Origin of the sequence: Sphingobacterium arenae (assembly GCF_014692505.1) — a bacterium.
Lineage (GTDB): Bacteria > Bacteroidota > Bacteroidia > Sphingobacteriales > Sphingobacteriaceae > Sphingobacterium > Sphingobacterium arenae.
The window spans coordinates 43,239-56,711 of the sequence record NZ_JACNYK010000001.1; the positions used below are offsets into that span (position 1 = coordinate 43,239).

The following is a 13,473-nucleotide window of genomic DNA, read 5'->3' on the forward strand; positions in this document are numbered from 1 at the left end:
GGCACACACATATATTGTATACATATTACTCACATTAAAAAAACAAAAAAATGGAAAGCAATCTTCAAGAACTCGTAAAGGAACTGAATGGTATGGTATCAAGTGGTCAGCTGGTTGATGCCGCTGAAAAATTTTATGCACCAAACGTCAAGACCATTGAATATGACGGCTCAGTAACGGACGGAAAACCCGCGACGATGAAAAAGCTCATCGACTTTGTGGCCTCCATTCAAACGGTCAAAAAAATTGAGCTTCTCCGATCGGTGGCCGACGGCAATGCATCCTTTTCAGAATATATTTTAGATTTAGACATGAAGGATGGAAGCAATGTCTACCTGCATGAGATCATCCGTGCACTTTGGGAAGGTGGTAAAGTTGTAGAAGAGCGGTACTTCAAAAGTTAGCGGTATTTTTTTAACCTAAAATCATGCAATGATGCTAAAATGGCTTGATGTTATAAAATTTGCCAATAACGGTAACCCTGTTCCTGACAGAAGAGTCGAAAAGACTAACGAGGAATGGAAAGCACTGCTTACCGACGAGCAATTCCGGATTACCCGGCTTAAGGGCACGGAGCGTGCATTCAGTTCTGACCTTTGTTCGTATTTCGAACCGGGAAGATACGCCTGTATCTGCTGTGGTACGGAACTTTTTGATGCAGACACCAAATTTGAAAGCGGAACCGGATGGCCGTCCTTCACACAGCCAATAAAGGAAAATGCGGTTGCCTACCATAAGGATGGCTCTTTTGGTATGGTGCGTATAGAAGCGCTCTGCAATACGTGCGATGCGCACCTTGGCCACGTCTTTCAGGACGGTCCCATGCCGAGCCGACTCCGTTATTGCATGAACGCCGTCTCTTTAAAAAAATTTGATGTACGTGAGCGAAAGATTGATTTTGGAGGAGGTTGCTTCTGGTGTACCGAGGCGCTTTTCCAACGAATCAAAGGAGTAATAAAAGTGGAGAACGGTTTTAGTGGAGGTACACTCGTGAACCCAACCTACAGGGAGGTTTGCAGCGGGGGAACCGGACATGCTGAAATAGTGGAAATCACCTACAATCCGGATGAGATATCATTCGAAGATCTGTTGCAGATACATCTGGGAACACATAATCCAACAACCGTGAATCAGCTGGATGCGGACCGGGGCTCCCAATACCGAAGTATCATTTTTTACCGAACCGAAGATGAGAAGCAAACTGCGATGAAAATTATCGATGAGGTGCAAAAATCCTATCCGGATCGGGTCGTCACCCAACTGGAAATGTTCGAGCATTTTTATAAAGCAGATGATTATCACCAGAATTATTATAACAATAACCCGGATGAAGGATATTGTCGGGCGTTTATCGATCCCAAACTGGGGAAATTCATGGAACAGTATAAGGATAAACTAAAGCAAGAATAAGACATATCAATCATCAAAAAGGAGACACCATTGAATACAGAACAGAACGAAAGAATAAAATGCCTGATTATCGGGTCAGGGCCATCCGGTTATACAGCTGCCATTTATACAGCCCGGGCAGATTTGAAACCCGTATTATATACGGGCTTGATTATCGGGGGACAGCTCACCAAAACGTCTGATGTTGAGAATTATCCAGGCTACCCAGATGGCATTATGGGGCCCCAAATGATGGAAGGCTTTCACAAACAAGCTGCCAGAATGGGTACAGATCTACGCATCGGATTCGTCAGCGAAGTGGACTTTTCCCAATCGCCTTATAAAGTGACCATCGATGAAAAGAAAGTGGTGTTGGCAGATTCGGTTATTATCGCTACGGGTGCAACGCCGAAGTGGCTGGGGCTTGAATCGGAAGAGCAATATGCCGGTCACGGTGTTTCGGCCTGTGCTACCTGTGACGGATATTTCTTTAAAGGCGAAGACGTGGCCATTGTCGGTGCGGGAGACACAGCTGCCGAAGAGGCGCTGCATCTTTCCAAACTATGCCGAAAAGTGTATATGTTGGTTCGGAAATCGACCTTCAGGGCGTCGAAAACCATGGTACACCGCGTTGAAAACACACCCAATATTGAAGTAAAATTCAACGTGGAAGTAAAGGAAATTCTTGGGGATGGCCTGAAGGTAAATAGCCTACAGTTATTCAATAATATTACCCTCGAAGAAAGCAAATTGGATGTGACAGGCATTTTTTTAGCCATCGGCCATCGTCCAAACACGGAAGTATTTAAGACGTGGATTGACACGGATGAAGTAGGTTACATTCAAACAAAAGATTGTACTACAAAAACCAATGTTCCGGGTGTTTTCTGTTGTGGTGACGCACAGGATGCCCGTTACCGGCAAGCCGTAACAGCTGCGGGAAGTGGCTGCATGGCAGCATTGGATTGCGAACGGTACTTATCCGCCATGGAACACGGCGCTATTGAGTAAACGGCTGACACACATGAATTAATAAACAAACACAAAGGGCAACAGCATGGAAGAGTCATTAAATTTTGTCGAGGAAATCGTTGAGGGAGATATCCGTAATCCGGTTTATAGTGAAGGGGTCGCCACAAGATTTCCTCCGGAACCCAACGGCTACCTGCATCTCGGCCATGCCAAATCCATCTGTTTGAACTTTGGTCTCGCATCAAAATACAACGGAAAAGTCAATCTGCGATTTGACGACACCAACCCGGAACGGGAAAACAGCAGCTATATAGAAGCGATTAAAGAAGATATTCGATGGCTGGGGTATGAATGGCACAATGAATACTATGCTTCCGACTACTTTGAAACCCTTTATGGGTTTGCGGTGGAGCTCATCAAAAGAGGCCTCGCTTACGTGGATGACAGTACTTCCGAAGAGATTGCCGAACAGAAAGGTACGCCACAGGTTCCGGGAACAACCAATCAATACAGAGAACGTTCAGTCGACGATAATTTACGGTTACTCGAAGCGATGAAACTTGGCCGGTTTGGGGATGGCGAGAAAGTATTGCGTGCCAAGATCGATATGGCGGCTTCCAATATGCACATGAGAGACCCCATTATGTACCGCGTCAAACATACTCGCCATCATCGCACCGGAAGCACCTGGTGCATTTACCCGATGTATGATTTTGCGCATGGCCAGTCTGATGCCATCGAACACATCACCCATTCAACCTGTACGCTTGAATTTGTTGCACACCGCCCCCTTTATAACTGGTTCATTCAGGAATTGGGGCTATTTCCCTCCAAACAGATTGAATTTGCGCGACTAAATCTTTCCTATACAATCATGAGTAAGCGCAAGCTGCAACAACTGGTTGACAACGGGCTTGTTGACGGGTGGGATGATCCACGCCTGCCTACGATAGCCGGTCTTCGCCGAAGGGGCTACACACCAAATGCCATCCGCGAGTTTTGTGATCGGATTGGCGTTGCAAAGCGGGATGCGATCACAGATTTCGGTTTACTGGAATTTTGTGTCCGCGAAGACCTGAACCAATCAGCCCAACGAAGGATAGCGGTATTAAAACCGTTGAAGGTTACTATAACGAATTACGATGAAGAAAAGACGGAATATATAAACATGGAAAATTTACCCGGAGACGAAACCCAAGGCACGCGTAAATTGCCGTTTGGTAAAGAACTCTGGATTGAGCAGGACGATTTTATGGAGCACCCTGCAAAGAATTATTTCAGGTTGACTTTGGGAGGGGCGGTTAGGTTAAAAGGAGCATATATTATTTCGTGTGAGCATATTGTGAAAGATGAGCATGGTAATATCATCGAACTCCAATGCAGGTATTTTCCGGAAAGCAAATCGGGTGATGATCAGAGTAACATCAAAGTAAAAAGCACGATCCACTGGTTGAGCATTCCGTTTGCCGTGCCTGTTGAAGTCAGGCTCTACGACAAACTTTTTAGCGTTGAAGATCCCGGACAGACGGGGACTGATTTCCTGAACCATTTTAACAAAGATAGTATTCAGGTAATGCAAAACGCTTATGTGGAAGCTGACTTGGCGGAACGAGATAATGCAGGGATACATTTTCAATTTGTAAGGTTGGGCTACTTTATAAGGGATACGCGTTCAAATGTAGATCACCTAATTTTTAACCGGACGGTAGACCTTAAAGAACGCTGGAAGAAAGCGTAATATTTTGTCGCAATGGCGTTCAAGATTAAACAAATGCAAAATGCCGGTACAGGTCAAAAGTGTATATGAAGCATTCTCCATTAGCGATGGATATCGTGTTTTGGTCGATCGGTTCTGGCCAGGAAGAATAAAAAAGGAAGACGCGCGGATCAATGAATGGTTAAAGGAAGTGGCTCCTTCCCAGACTTTAGGAAAGTGGTTCCGTCATCAACCTGAAAAGTGGGACTCCTTTTATGCGCGTTATCTGGATGAATTGTTCGATTCCGCACCCCTTGCACATTTAATGGATTTAATGGAAAAGCATAATACGCTGACCCTACTGTACTCGGCGAAAGATGAACAGCATAACCATGCAATAGTTATCAGGGACTTTTTGCAACTAACGCCGTGATTTCTAAATGGTAAATACAAAGGCATTTAATTCAAATTATTCAATTATTTAAAATAAAAATCAAAATGGAAAAGATTGAAATACACGAAGGTGAAAAAGGGATCTCTTTTTTTTCGCTCCATGTTGGTGACGAGGAAGTTGGAAGAATGGTGGTCAGTACCACTCCCGGCATATTGGAAGCTGGATACACCAGCGTCGGCTTTGCTCAACGTAAAAATGGATATGGGAAGAAGCTCGTAGACGCGGTAGTCGAATATGCGCGCGAAAACGAACTGAAAGTTATTGCGAAATGTGGTTTTGTGGCGATGATGTTTAACAAGTACCCGGAGACTTACGGAGATATCCGTGCCCATCTGTAAACGAAAAAAATCATCATGTTACGTAAAAAGGAAACGCTTCGTCTGTTCGCAAAGGATATTACTGGCGATATCGTTAAAGACCGTCAGGAGGTTACGGTTAACTGGCGAAAAGGTCAGCTCTTGCTCGATGAACCTGCGTTCAACGGAGGGCAAGATATCGGTCCCGATCCGTTTACAACCGTTCTGTCCGGTTTGATAGGTTGTACACTAACGACCCTTCGTATGTATATCAAACGAAAAGGTTGGGATATTACAGACATACACTGCTCCGTGAATATGGTCCAACAGGCTGAGCCGTCCAGAACGATGATTTACAGGACGCTTTCATTTGGCCAGCCGGTAAGCGATTCACAAAAGGAACGCTTGCTTTGGATTGCCGTAAACTGTCCGGTTGCAAGATTACTCCAAGGGGAGATTAAATTAGATACACATTTGTCTGAAGACCCAACTGTACCTGCGGGTGTGGGCGACTATCCTCCATCGGATGGCGCCTCAGCCGATGTTACAGAAAATTATACGCCCCAATAACGAGAGAGCTATACAGATGAAAAAAATTGGTTTTGGCGGTGGGTGCCATTGGTGTACAGAAGCAATCTTTCAGGCTTTGCATGGCGTTGAACTTGTAGAGCAGGGTTGGATTTCCTCGGTGAGTCCCTATGATACTTTCTCGGAAGCAGTAATTGTCCATTTTGATGAGGATATCGGTCTGGAAGTATTGATTGAAATCCATTTGCTTACACACAGCAGCACAAATGCACATAGCATGCGCGACAAATACCGTTCGGCAGTGTATTATTTTGACGCTAATGATAAGCTTACCATTGAATGCATAATTGGTAAGCTGGCGCTTGAAAATGCTGCCAACTATATTACACAGGTACTGCCCTTTAGGGATTTTAGATTGAATTCGGAAAACTACCTCAACTATTATAGGAAAGATAAGCAGAAGCCTTTTTGCCGGACCAATATAAATCCCAAACTAACGGCGATACGCAAAAAATTCGGACAACAAGTGCGAACTGACTTTTAAAATGGGAAGAATTGCTACTACATGGGGTGAAAACGGTAAGAGAATGGACGTACCGTCATATTACCTTTGTAGAGTAAAATGAACAATCAAAATTTTAGTCATGAGAAAAATAGAAAACACTTCGGAATTTGAAGAGGCAATCCAAAATGGGAAAATTGTTATCGCGGATTTTTATGCCGATTGGTGCGGACCCTGCCAGGTACAACTGCCGATTCTGGAAGACCTATCCAACGATCTGGAAGGACAGGTGGATATTATCAAAATCAATGTTGATCAGCAGCAGGAGCTTGCGCAACGTTTTGGTGTGCGGAGCATCCCAACGTTAGTCTTTTTCAAAAACCAGAACGCGGTGGAAACCTCGGTAGGGCTTTTGAGCAAGGTCGAACTACAAAAAAGAATCTCCGCGCTGGAAATGGTAAATACGTAATAAATTTAAAAATTGATAGCTATGTTAAACTGGAATGACGTCATTAAGTTCGCGAACCACGGTAATCCTGCCCCTCCCCGAAGGGTGGAAAAAACTGATAAGGAATGGAAGGAGCTGTTAAGTCCGGATGTCTATCTTATTACCAGAGAGAAAGGCACTGAACGAGCTCATAGCTCAGAAATGTGCGAGCTATTTGAACCGGGTAGATATGAATGTATCTGTTGTGGGACACCACTATTTGATTCAGCTGAAAAATTCCACAGCAGTTCGGGCTGGCCTTCCTTTACCCAACCCATAGCGATTGAAAATGTCGCACATCATAAGGACAATAGTTATGGCATGATAAGGGTGGAAACAACCTGCAATGTCTGTGACGCGCATCTCGGACATGTGTTCCCGGATGGTCCGGCACCGAGTGGGCTCAGGTATTGTATTAATGCCCTCGCGCTTCAAAAAGTCGATGCCTGACAGATAGTAAACGAAAAAGAATTCAAGCGATAATAAATACAAAATTTATATGGAAAATTTAAAAAAAGCGTATTTGGCTGGTGGGTGTTTCTGGGGTATGGAAGATCTTTTCAGAACACGGCCGGGGGTAATCGATACTGAAGTTGGCTACTTGGGAGGACAGAATGACAACCCGACCTATGAGTATCATCCGGGACACGCCGAGGGGATTGAAATAACTTATGACCCGAGCAAGACATCCTATAAAGAGCTATTGGATTATTTTTTCACAATACATGATCCCAGCACGGTTGATAGACAGGGCAACGACAGAGGTAAAAGTTACCGATCAGCCCTGTTCATTCAGAATGAAGAAGAAGGAAATGAGGCGACAGACATGATTAAATTGGTCGATGATTCGAAACGTTGGCCCGGTAAGGTAGTAACCACATTAGAACCATTTACCAAATTTTGGCCTGCTGAAGACTATCATCAGGACTATCTTGTAAAGAATCCGAACGGGTATACCTGCCATTTTGAGCGCTTTGGAACTTTTCTGTAAAGAAATGAACAAAATAACAGCGGAAATTTATCAGCTGCATCCCGACCGATACATATTGGTCTCCGGAAATGAGGAAGGTGCGCCACGATGCCCTTACGGAAATATCCAACATTGGGTTGGCTATGATAGCCTAAGCAAAAAATATACCCGGTTTACCAAGTCGGTATACAAAAAGCTTGTTGAAGAAATAGAAAATAAAAAACAAAGACAATGAATATAACAGTTTTCTTATCGACCGCACTCAGCTTATTTGCTATGACAGGTTGTAGCAATAGCATGAGTAATCAAGCCGAACGTAACCAGGGCTTGGAAGAAAAAGCAAACGTTACTGAAATGACAAGCAGTAGCGATAGTACAAGCATCATCTATTTTGCCGGAGGATGTTTCTGGGGAACGGAGCATTTTTTTAAACAGGTAGAGGGTGTTATCGCCACGGAGGTAGGCTTTGCCAATGGCCGTACCGACAACCCGACTTATAAGGAGGTGGTACAGAAGAACACGGGCTATGCTGAAACCGTAAAAGTTACCTACGATGCTGAAAAATTGGATTTGAACCTGTTGCTTGATTTGTATTTCCTTACCATTGATCCTACGAGTATAAATAAACAGGGCAACGATATTGGCGATCAATACCGTACAGGGATCTATTATACTTCGGAACAGCAGCTACCGCTTATAAGACAACGGATAGACAAAGAAGCCGCTAAACACACCAGGCCAATAGCAGTCGAAGTAACCCCGCTAAAAAAATATTATAAAGCCGAGGAGTATCATCAGGATTACCTGGATAAGAATCCCGGAGGATATTGCCATATCAATCCGGCACTTTTTAAAGTGGCAGAGGAAGCGAATAAGGCAAAACAATAAATAAAAGCATCATCAAAATGACTATAAAATATTATGAAAAGAGTAGCAATTAACGGATTCGGCCGAATAGGACGGGCAGCATTGAAACTGATTTCTGAAACCGACGATCTTGAAGTGGTCGGCATAAATGATCTGATGTCGATAGAAAACGCTGCATACCTTCTTAAATATGACAGCAACTACGGTAAGTATGCAAAAGATGTGAAATTTGAAGGTGACACCCTGTTTGTGGGTGAGAAAGCTATCAAATATTCCAGTCTGCGCAACATTTCAGAGCTGCCATGGAAAGCGCTGAAAGTAGACGTCGTTATTGAAAGTACCGGAATATTTACCAACAGTGCCGACGCTGAAGGTCATATTTTGGCCGGCGCTAAAGCAGCCGTAATTTCAGGCCCAACAAAAGACACCCCAACCGTGGTTTATGGGGTAAATACCACGGATGATAAGACATTGGTCTTTTCCTGTGCGAGTTGTACGACCAATAATATCAGTCCGATAATCGAAATATTGGGAAGAAGATTAGGTATTAAAAAAGCCATTCTTAATACCATACATGGCTATACGACTTCACAAAGCCTTGTTGATGCTCCTTCGAAAAGAGAGCCACGGATGGGGAGAGCTGCCGGTTTGAATTTGGCCCCCGCTGCTACGGGAGCGGCCATAGCAACTACTAAAGTATTACCTCAGTACGACGGAAAGTTCGACGGCGTCGCCGTTAGGGTTCCCGTTCCTGTTGGTTCCCTTTCGGATATTACTTTTATCGCTGAGCGGCCTACTACAGTTGAGGAAATCAATCAGATTTTGTCAGAAGAAGCGGCTACAGAACGGTATGAAAAAGTGATTGCGGTAACAGGTGAACCCCTTGTATCAACCGACATTATCGGAAGCGCTTTTGCTTCTACAATAGATTTAGAAATGACAAGGGTTGTTGATGGAGACCTGGTGAAAATAATGGCGTGGTATGACAATGAATGGGGTTTTACCAACCAAATGATCAGACAGATTCAATCAATATGGCAGCCGGAATAAGCTGATTTTAACTGCCGTGCCTACATATATTAATTCCATTCCCCTTCTCTTAAAAGGATAGGGGAATTTTTATATCATTCGTTATGGAAATTCTGAATAATCAAATACAACCCTGGCATTTGGAAAGTATCGGGCAGGAAGAGGTACCACGGTACGTTAACTTTAAAGGGAAACCCTTATTGATCCTTTTTTTCTATTTGGGTTGCCCGGGATGCGTAGGAAGGGCTATCCCATTTGCCAATAAAATGGTCTATGAGCACGGGGACAAGATTAACCTATTCGGGATTCACAGTAATTTTGAAGGACCCGAATATACAGATGATGAAATTATTGAAAATTTAGCGCTATTGCATGTTAGGTTTCCTGTCTTCAGGGATGCCGGTATGGCGACCACTTTTCACGATTACCGCGCTGGCGGAACACCTCATTGGGTTTTGGTAAATAAAAATGGGAAGGTCATCCGGTCCATATTTGGTTCAGATCCCAATCGGGCATTGCTATGGTTGGATTATGCCATCGCCGAAGAATTGCAAAATTGAGTGAAATTTTCCTTCTTACTTAAAGACAGAAACGTATTCATATTTGGCAATCCGCATCGACTTCTATACTTGCCAGATTTTTTTAATATTCAATATGCCTACATATAAAGATCATACACTTAAAATATATAACTCCCTTTCGAACCAAAAGGAAATATTCATACCCATTCAAGAAGGTCGTGTCGGGATGTATGTCTGCGGTCCGACGGTGTACAGCAACGTACACCTCGGAAATGTGAGGACGTTTCTGTCATTTGATATCATTTATCGCTATCTGCTGCATTTAGACTACAAAGTCCGTTACGTCCGAAACATCACCGATGTCGGGCACCTGGTTGACGACATGGACAACGGAGAGGATAAGATTGCCAAAAAAGCCCGTTTGGAGCAGCTTGAGCCTATGGAAATTGTTCAACGTTATACTGTTGATTTTCATAATATCCTCCAAAAATTCAATCTAATGCCGCCCAGTATCGAGCCAACCGCGACCGGTCATATGATCGAGCAGATCAATGTCATACAAAATATCATCGATAAGGGTTATGCTTATGAATCGAATGGATCGGTCTATTTCGACGTGGTAAAGTATAATGAGGATCATGATTATGGTGTGCTCAGCCATCGGGATTTAATGCATACGCTGGATAACTCCAGAGCACTTGACGGGCAGTCTGACAAACGGAATGAACAGGATTTTGCCCTCTGGAAGCGTGCCGATCCCCACCATATCATGCGCTGGCCTTCCCCATGGAGTGATGGGTTTCCAGGATGGCATACGGAGTGCACCACAATGAGCACAAAATACCTTGGACAAAGATTTGACATCCACGGCGGAGGTATGGACCTGAAGTTTCCACATCATGAATGTGAGATAGCTCAGGGAGAGGCCTGCACGGGCCATCCGCCGGTCAACTACTGGCTGCACGCAAATATGCTAACGCTGAATGGAAAGAAAATGTCCAAATCAAGTGGGAATAATATTCTGCCGGGAGAAGTTTTAAGTGGTAAAAACCCTGTTCTTAGCAAAGCTTTTTCAGCTTCGGTAACAAGATTTTTCATGCTACAGACGCACTATCGAAGTATTATGGACTTTTCGAATGATGCGATCTTGGCCGCTGAAAAAGGATACGAACGCCTGATGAATGCAATGGATATCTTATCGAAGGTTGAGCCGGGAAATAAATCGACACTTGACATCGCTGGCTGGAAAGCAAAATGCTATGATGCGATGAATGACGATTTTAATACACCAATCCTTATTTCGCATCTTTTTGAAGGCGTCACATTTATTAATCACCTTAAAGACAAGAAGGCGACCCTCTTAGCGGCCGATATAGAACGCTTCCGTAGGTCTATGTCGAGATTTGTTTTTGATGTCCTTGGATTGGAGGCGAAATCGGGCGTACACAATGGCAACGCTGAAAAGCTCGATGGCACGATCAAATTACTTATTGAAATGAGGAATCAAGCTCGGGCAGACAGAAATTTTACCTTGTCAGACCAGATACGCAACCGGCTTACCGAATTAGGTATTAAATTGAACGATAGAAAAGACGAAACTACCTTTAATTATTGATCCGATTTAAAGATTTGCTTTACATCAGATTGCCTTTTTGAAGATTATGCGTATATTTTGATACTATTTACGATTACCCTAATTGAATATTTAAATGATTTATCAAGGACAGCAAAACGAGTACTTTGAGTTGGAATACATCGATGCCAATAATTTCAGAAGCTTCAGACCGATTGTATCTGGGGCCTTACAGCTGCTTTGGTTTCAGTCCGATGGGAACAAACTGATCATTGATGGTATTCAACATACTTTTGATAATAACCAGATTGTTAGCCTTTCGCAATATCATCAGGTTGAATATAAGCAGATTAATGCGATGAAAATGCTTCGGTTCAATTCAGAGTTCTATTGCATAATCAACCACGATAGTGAAGTCGGCTGTAAAGGCGTATTGTACTATACGCCAGCCAAAATACCGGTTGTTACGGTTGACAAGTCCCAATTTGCCGTAATGAACGATGCCTGGAATCTAACCGATACGGAATTGGAAATGAAAGATGAGCTGCAGCTTGAAATGCTTCAAATCGTCCTGAAGCGTATCTTGATACTTTGCACAAGGTTATATAAAATGCAAGGCACTTTATCTTTTATCGATGATAGCCAGCATAACCTGATTAGGGAGTTCAACTTCCTCGTCGAACAAAATTTTAAGGAACAGCATAATGTCTCTTACTATGCGGGATTACTACATAAATCACCAAAGACCATCACCAATACTTTTAAAAAGATTGATGAAAAGTCACCGCTTCAGCTAATCCATGAACGTATTCTATTAGAGGCGAAAAACTTACTACATTATACAAAGCAAGATATTTCTGAAATAGCGTACGAACTCGGCTTTGAAAATGTTCAAGTGTTTAGTAGATTTTTCAAAAGATTGGCGGGAATTTCCCCTACTGAATTTCGGCTTGGTTAAGGAGAAGGAAGTTATTGCATATATTTGGGAGTGGCGGTCATTGTAAAAGACGATACAGCAAATCAAGATGGTATAAAAAAATGAAAGATAAAGCCCAAGAAATAATTGACGGTTTTACAATAAAATATCACGCTAATGGACAGACAATCTGGTCGAAAGGAAAAATTGTCGACGGAAAACCTGAAGGCTATTGGGAGTGGTATAGAATTGATGGGACCATAAAACGTTCAGGCCACTTTAATAGTGGCGAACCTGACGGAGAATGGACAACCTATGATGCCAAAGGACAGCCGTACAAAAAAACGATCAAATGAGAGGTTTTAACCAAAAATTATACAAAGCAGGATATTTCTCAAATAGCCTAAATACCTGGCCCTTCGTCTTTGAATGAATAGTACACCTCAGCTGTCGCAATCCAGTACCTTTCCTAAAAATTTCCACGAACCTTGCATACTAAAAATATTAGTATTAGTTTTGATGTCCCAATTCGGCAGCAATGGAGATGGAAAAGGAAAACAAACGCGAAACGGTGAACCGATTAAAGCAGGAGCTGCTACGGTGGCAGGGTGTAACACGGCCTGAAGTCAATACGACGGAACGAGTTGGCCTCGGGCCGGTCGAGGAAGCATTCCCGAATGCCGTGTTCCCCTCTTTCGGAGTCCACGAATTTATCAGTATGTCCAGAGAGGATAGTGCCGCTACCAGCGGGTTTATTGGCGGGTTAGTCTCCCGGCTCACCGTGGGAGATGGCGTTTGCCTCTGGATAAGTACATCCCGACTGCTGTTCCCGCCCTCGATCCAAGCGTTCGGCGTTGTGCCTGACCGGGTCGTCTTTGTAGACATCGCAAAGGAGCGTGACGTTCTATGGGCTACCGAAGAGGCACTTAAATGCACCGGCCTGACAACCGTCGTAGCCGAATTGCAGGAAATGGATTTCGTACAATCCCGTAGGTTACAACTGGCCGTAGAGAAAAGCCAGGTGACGGGATTGATTCTACGCTGCAACCCCCGCGTGATTGGATCGACGGCCTGCGTCGCACGCTGGCGCATCCGTCCACTGCCGAGCTTGTTGGATGATGGCCTGCCGGGTGTCGGCTTTCCAAGATGGGAGACGGAATTGCTGAAAGTACGCAACGGCAATCCGGGTTGTTGGCAACTGGAATGGTCGCAGGGACGTTTCGTCCCGGTTTTACCGGCCAAACAGTCAAGGGAGTGGTCTACTCAATTAAAG

19 protein-coding genes are annotated in these 13,473 nt (G+C 43.8%); 18 read left to right on the forward strand and 1 reads right to left on the reverse strand.

Annotated features, from left to right (window positions below):
- Positions 1 to 50 precede the first annotated feature (50 nt).
- The 18 genes from H8B17_RS00255 (at position 51) to H8B17_RS00340 (ending at position 12,556) form a co-directional block, all read left to right on the forward strand.
- On the forward strand, positions 51 to 404 hold the full coding sequence (locus tag H8B17_RS00255) for a SnoaL-like domain-containing protein (RefSeq protein ID WP_190307186.1): 354 nt from the start codon (positions 51 to 53) through the stop codon (positions 402 to 404).
- Between the two features lie 28 nt (positions 405 to 432).
- Positions 433 to 1,410, forward strand: a complete 978-nt coding sequence (gene msrA / locus H8B17_RS00260; RefSeq protein ID WP_223816263.1) for a peptide-methionine (S)-S-oxide reductase MsrA — start codon at positions 433 to 435, stop codon at positions 1,408 to 1,410.
- 30 nt (positions 1,411 to 1,440) lie between these two features.
- A complete protein-coding gene (trxB, locus tag H8B17_RS00265; protein WP_223816264.1) occupies positions 1,441 to 2,400 on the forward strand; it encodes a thioredoxin-disulfide reductase in 960 nt (319 codons plus the stop codon).
- Positions 2,401 to 2,446: 46 nt separating this feature from the next.
- Positions 2,447 to 4,099, forward strand: a complete 1,653-nt coding sequence (locus H8B17_RS00270) for a glutamine--tRNA ligase/YqeY domain fusion protein (RefSeq protein ID WP_190307187.1) — start codon at positions 2,447 to 2,449, stop codon at positions 4,097 to 4,099.
- 40 nt (positions 4,100 to 4,139) lie between these two features.
- Positions 4,140 to 4,490: a DUF488 domain-containing protein gene (locus H8B17_RS00275; RefSeq protein ID WP_190307188.1), complete on the forward strand. Its 351-nt coding sequence runs from the start codon at positions 4,140 to 4,142 to the stop codon at positions 4,488 to 4,490.
- Between the two features lie 65 nt (positions 4,491 to 4,555).
- Positions 4,556 to 4,849: a GNAT family N-acetyltransferase gene (locus tag H8B17_RS00280; RefSeq protein WP_190307189.1), complete on the forward strand. Its 294-nt coding sequence runs from the start codon at positions 4,556 to 4,558 to the stop codon at positions 4,847 to 4,849.
- Between the two features lie 15 nt (positions 4,850 to 4,864).
- Positions 4,865 to 5,377, forward strand: coding sequence for an OsmC family protein (locus tag H8B17_RS00285; RefSeq protein ID WP_190307190.1), 513 nt, complete (start codon positions 4,865 to 4,867; stop codon positions 5,375 to 5,377).
- Between the two features lie 16 nt (positions 5,378 to 5,393).
- Complete coding sequence (locus tag H8B17_RS00290; RefSeq protein WP_190307191.1) at positions 5,394 to 5,879, forward strand: peptide-methionine (S)-S-oxide reductase; 486 nt, start codon at positions 5,394 to 5,396, stop codon at positions 5,877 to 5,879.
- A gap of 100 nt (positions 5,880 to 5,979) precedes the next feature.
- Positions 5,980 to 6,306, forward strand: a complete 327-nt coding sequence (gene trxA, locus H8B17_RS00295; RefSeq protein WP_190307192.1) for a thioredoxin — start codon at positions 5,980 to 5,982, stop codon at positions 6,304 to 6,306.
- A 21-nt stretch (positions 6,307 to 6,327) separates the two neighbouring features.
- Positions 6,328 to 6,774, forward strand: a complete 447-nt coding sequence (gene msrB, locus H8B17_RS00300) for a peptide-methionine (R)-S-oxide reductase MsrB (protein ID WP_190307193.1) — start codon at positions 6,328 to 6,330, stop codon at positions 6,772 to 6,774.
- Positions 6,775 to 6,823: 49 nt separating this feature from the next.
- Positions 6,824 to 7,315, forward strand: a complete 492-nt coding sequence (msrA, locus tag H8B17_RS00305) for a peptide-methionine (S)-S-oxide reductase MsrA (protein ID WP_190307194.1) — start codon at positions 6,824 to 6,826, stop codon at positions 7,313 to 7,315.
- A gap of 4 nt (positions 7,316 to 7,319) precedes the next feature.
- Positions 7,320 to 7,529 (forward strand): hypothetical protein, encoded by a 210-nt coding sequence (locus tag H8B17_RS00310; RefSeq protein WP_190307195.1) that lies wholly within the window; start codon positions 7,320 to 7,322, stop codon positions 7,527 to 7,529.
- Complete coding sequence (gene msrA / locus H8B17_RS00315) at positions 7,526 to 8,182, forward strand: peptide-methionine (S)-S-oxide reductase MsrA (protein WP_223816265.1); 657 nt, start codon at positions 7,526 to 7,528, stop codon at positions 8,180 to 8,182. Before H8B17_RS00310 ends, msrA (H8B17_RS00315) begins: the two co-directional genes overlap by 4 nt.
- A 33-nt stretch (positions 8,183 to 8,215) precedes the next feature.
- Positions 8,216 to 9,211, forward strand: coding sequence for a type I glyceraldehyde-3-phosphate dehydrogenase (locus H8B17_RS00320; protein WP_190307196.1), 996 nt, complete (start codon positions 8,216 to 8,218; stop codon positions 9,209 to 9,211).
- An 83-nt stretch (positions 9,212 to 9,294) separates the two neighbouring features.
- On the forward strand, positions 9,295 to 9,750 hold the full coding sequence (locus H8B17_RS00325; RefSeq protein ID WP_190307197.1) for a TlpA family protein disulfide reductase: 456 nt from the start codon (positions 9,295 to 9,297) through the stop codon (positions 9,748 to 9,750).
- A gap of 94 nt (positions 9,751 to 9,844) precedes the next feature.
- Positions 9,845 to 11,326 carry a cysteine--tRNA ligase gene (gene cysS / locus H8B17_RS00330; protein ID WP_190307198.1) on the forward strand — a complete coding sequence of 494 codons (1,482 nt, stop codon included), beginning with the start codon at positions 9,845 to 9,847 and terminating at the stop codon, positions 11,324 to 11,326.
- Positions 11,327 to 11,420: 94 nt separating this feature from the next.
- Positions 11,421 to 12,242: a helix-turn-helix domain-containing protein gene (locus H8B17_RS00335; protein ID WP_090632407.1), complete on the forward strand. Its 822-nt coding sequence runs from the start codon at positions 11,421 to 11,423 to the stop codon at positions 12,240 to 12,242.
- An 80-nt stretch (positions 12,243 to 12,322) separates the two neighbouring features.
- Positions 12,323 to 12,556: a toxin-antitoxin system YwqK family antitoxin gene (locus H8B17_RS00340; protein WP_190307199.1), complete on the forward strand. Its 234-nt coding sequence runs from the start codon at positions 12,323 to 12,325 to the stop codon at positions 12,554 to 12,556.
- A 154-nt stretch (positions 12,557 to 12,710) separates the two neighbouring features.
- On the opposite strand, the gene H8B17_RS00345 is transcribed toward H8B17_RS00340, so the two are convergent.
- Positions 12,711 to 13,442 (reverse strand): hypothetical protein, encoded by a 732-nt coding sequence (locus tag H8B17_RS00345; RefSeq protein WP_190307200.1) that lies wholly within the window; start codon positions 13,440 to 13,442, stop codon positions 12,711 to 12,713.
- Positions 13,443 to 13,473: the final 31 nt, after the last annotated feature.

Coding starts and splice junctions, on each gene's coding strand:
- H8B17_RS00255 (WP_190307186.1), top strand. CDS start 51: ATGGAAAGCAATCTTCAAGAACTCGTAAAGGAACTGAATGGTATGGTA.
- msrB (WP_190307193.1), top strand. CDS start 6,328: ATGTTAAACTGGAATGACGTCATTAAGTTCGCGAACCACGGTAATCCT.
- cysS (WP_190307198.1), top strand. CDS start 9,845: ATGCCTACATATAAAGATCATACACTTAAAATATATAACTCCCTTTCG.
- trxA (WP_190307192.1), top strand. CDS start 5,980: ATGAGAAAAATAGAAAACACTTCGGAATTTGAAGAGGCAATCCAAAAT.
- H8B17_RS00270 (WP_190307187.1), top strand. CDS start 2,447: ATGGAAGAGTCATTAAATTTTGTCGAGGAAATCGTTGAGGGAGATATC.
- H8B17_RS00280 (WP_190307189.1), top strand. CDS start 4,556: ATGGAAAAGATTGAAATACACGAAGGTGAAAAAGGGATCTCTTTTTTT.
- H8B17_RS00275 (WP_190307188.1), top strand. CDS start 4,140: ATGCCGGTACAGGTCAAAAGTGTATATGAAGCATTCTCCATTAGCGAT.
- H8B17_RS00325 (WP_190307197.1), top strand. CDS start 9,295: ATGGAAATTCTGAATAATCAAATACAACCCTGGCATTTGGAAAGTATC.
- H8B17_RS00320 (WP_190307196.1), top strand. CDS start 8,216: ATGAAAAGAGTAGCAATTAACGGATTCGGCCGAATAGGACGGGCAGCA.
- msrA (WP_223816265.1), top strand. CDS start 7,526: ATGAATATAACAGTTTTCTTATCGACCGCACTCAGCTTATTTGCTATG.
- msrA (WP_223816263.1), top strand. CDS start 433: ATGATGCTAAAATGGCTTGATGTTATAAAATTTGCCAATAACGGTAAC.
- H8B17_RS00290 (WP_190307191.1), top strand. CDS start 5,394: ATGAAAAAAATTGGTTTTGGCGGTGGGTGCCATTGGTGTACAGAAGCA.
- H8B17_RS00285 (WP_190307190.1), top strand. CDS start 4,865: ATGTTACGTAAAAAGGAAACGCTTCGTCTGTTCGCAAAGGATATTACT.
- H8B17_RS00310 (WP_190307195.1), top strand. CDS start 7,320: ATGAACAAAATAACAGCGGAAATTTATCAGCTGCATCCCGACCGATAC.
- H8B17_RS00335 (WP_090632407.1), top strand. CDS start 11,421: ATGATTTATCAAGGACAGCAAAACGAGTACTTTGAGTTGGAATACATC.
- msrA (WP_190307194.1), top strand. CDS start 6,824: ATGGAAAATTTAAAAAAAGCGTATTTGGCTGGTGGGTGTTTCTGGGGT.
- H8B17_RS00340 (WP_190307199.1), top strand. CDS start 12,323: ATGAAAGATAAAGCCCAAGAAATAATTGACGGTTTTACAATAAAATAT.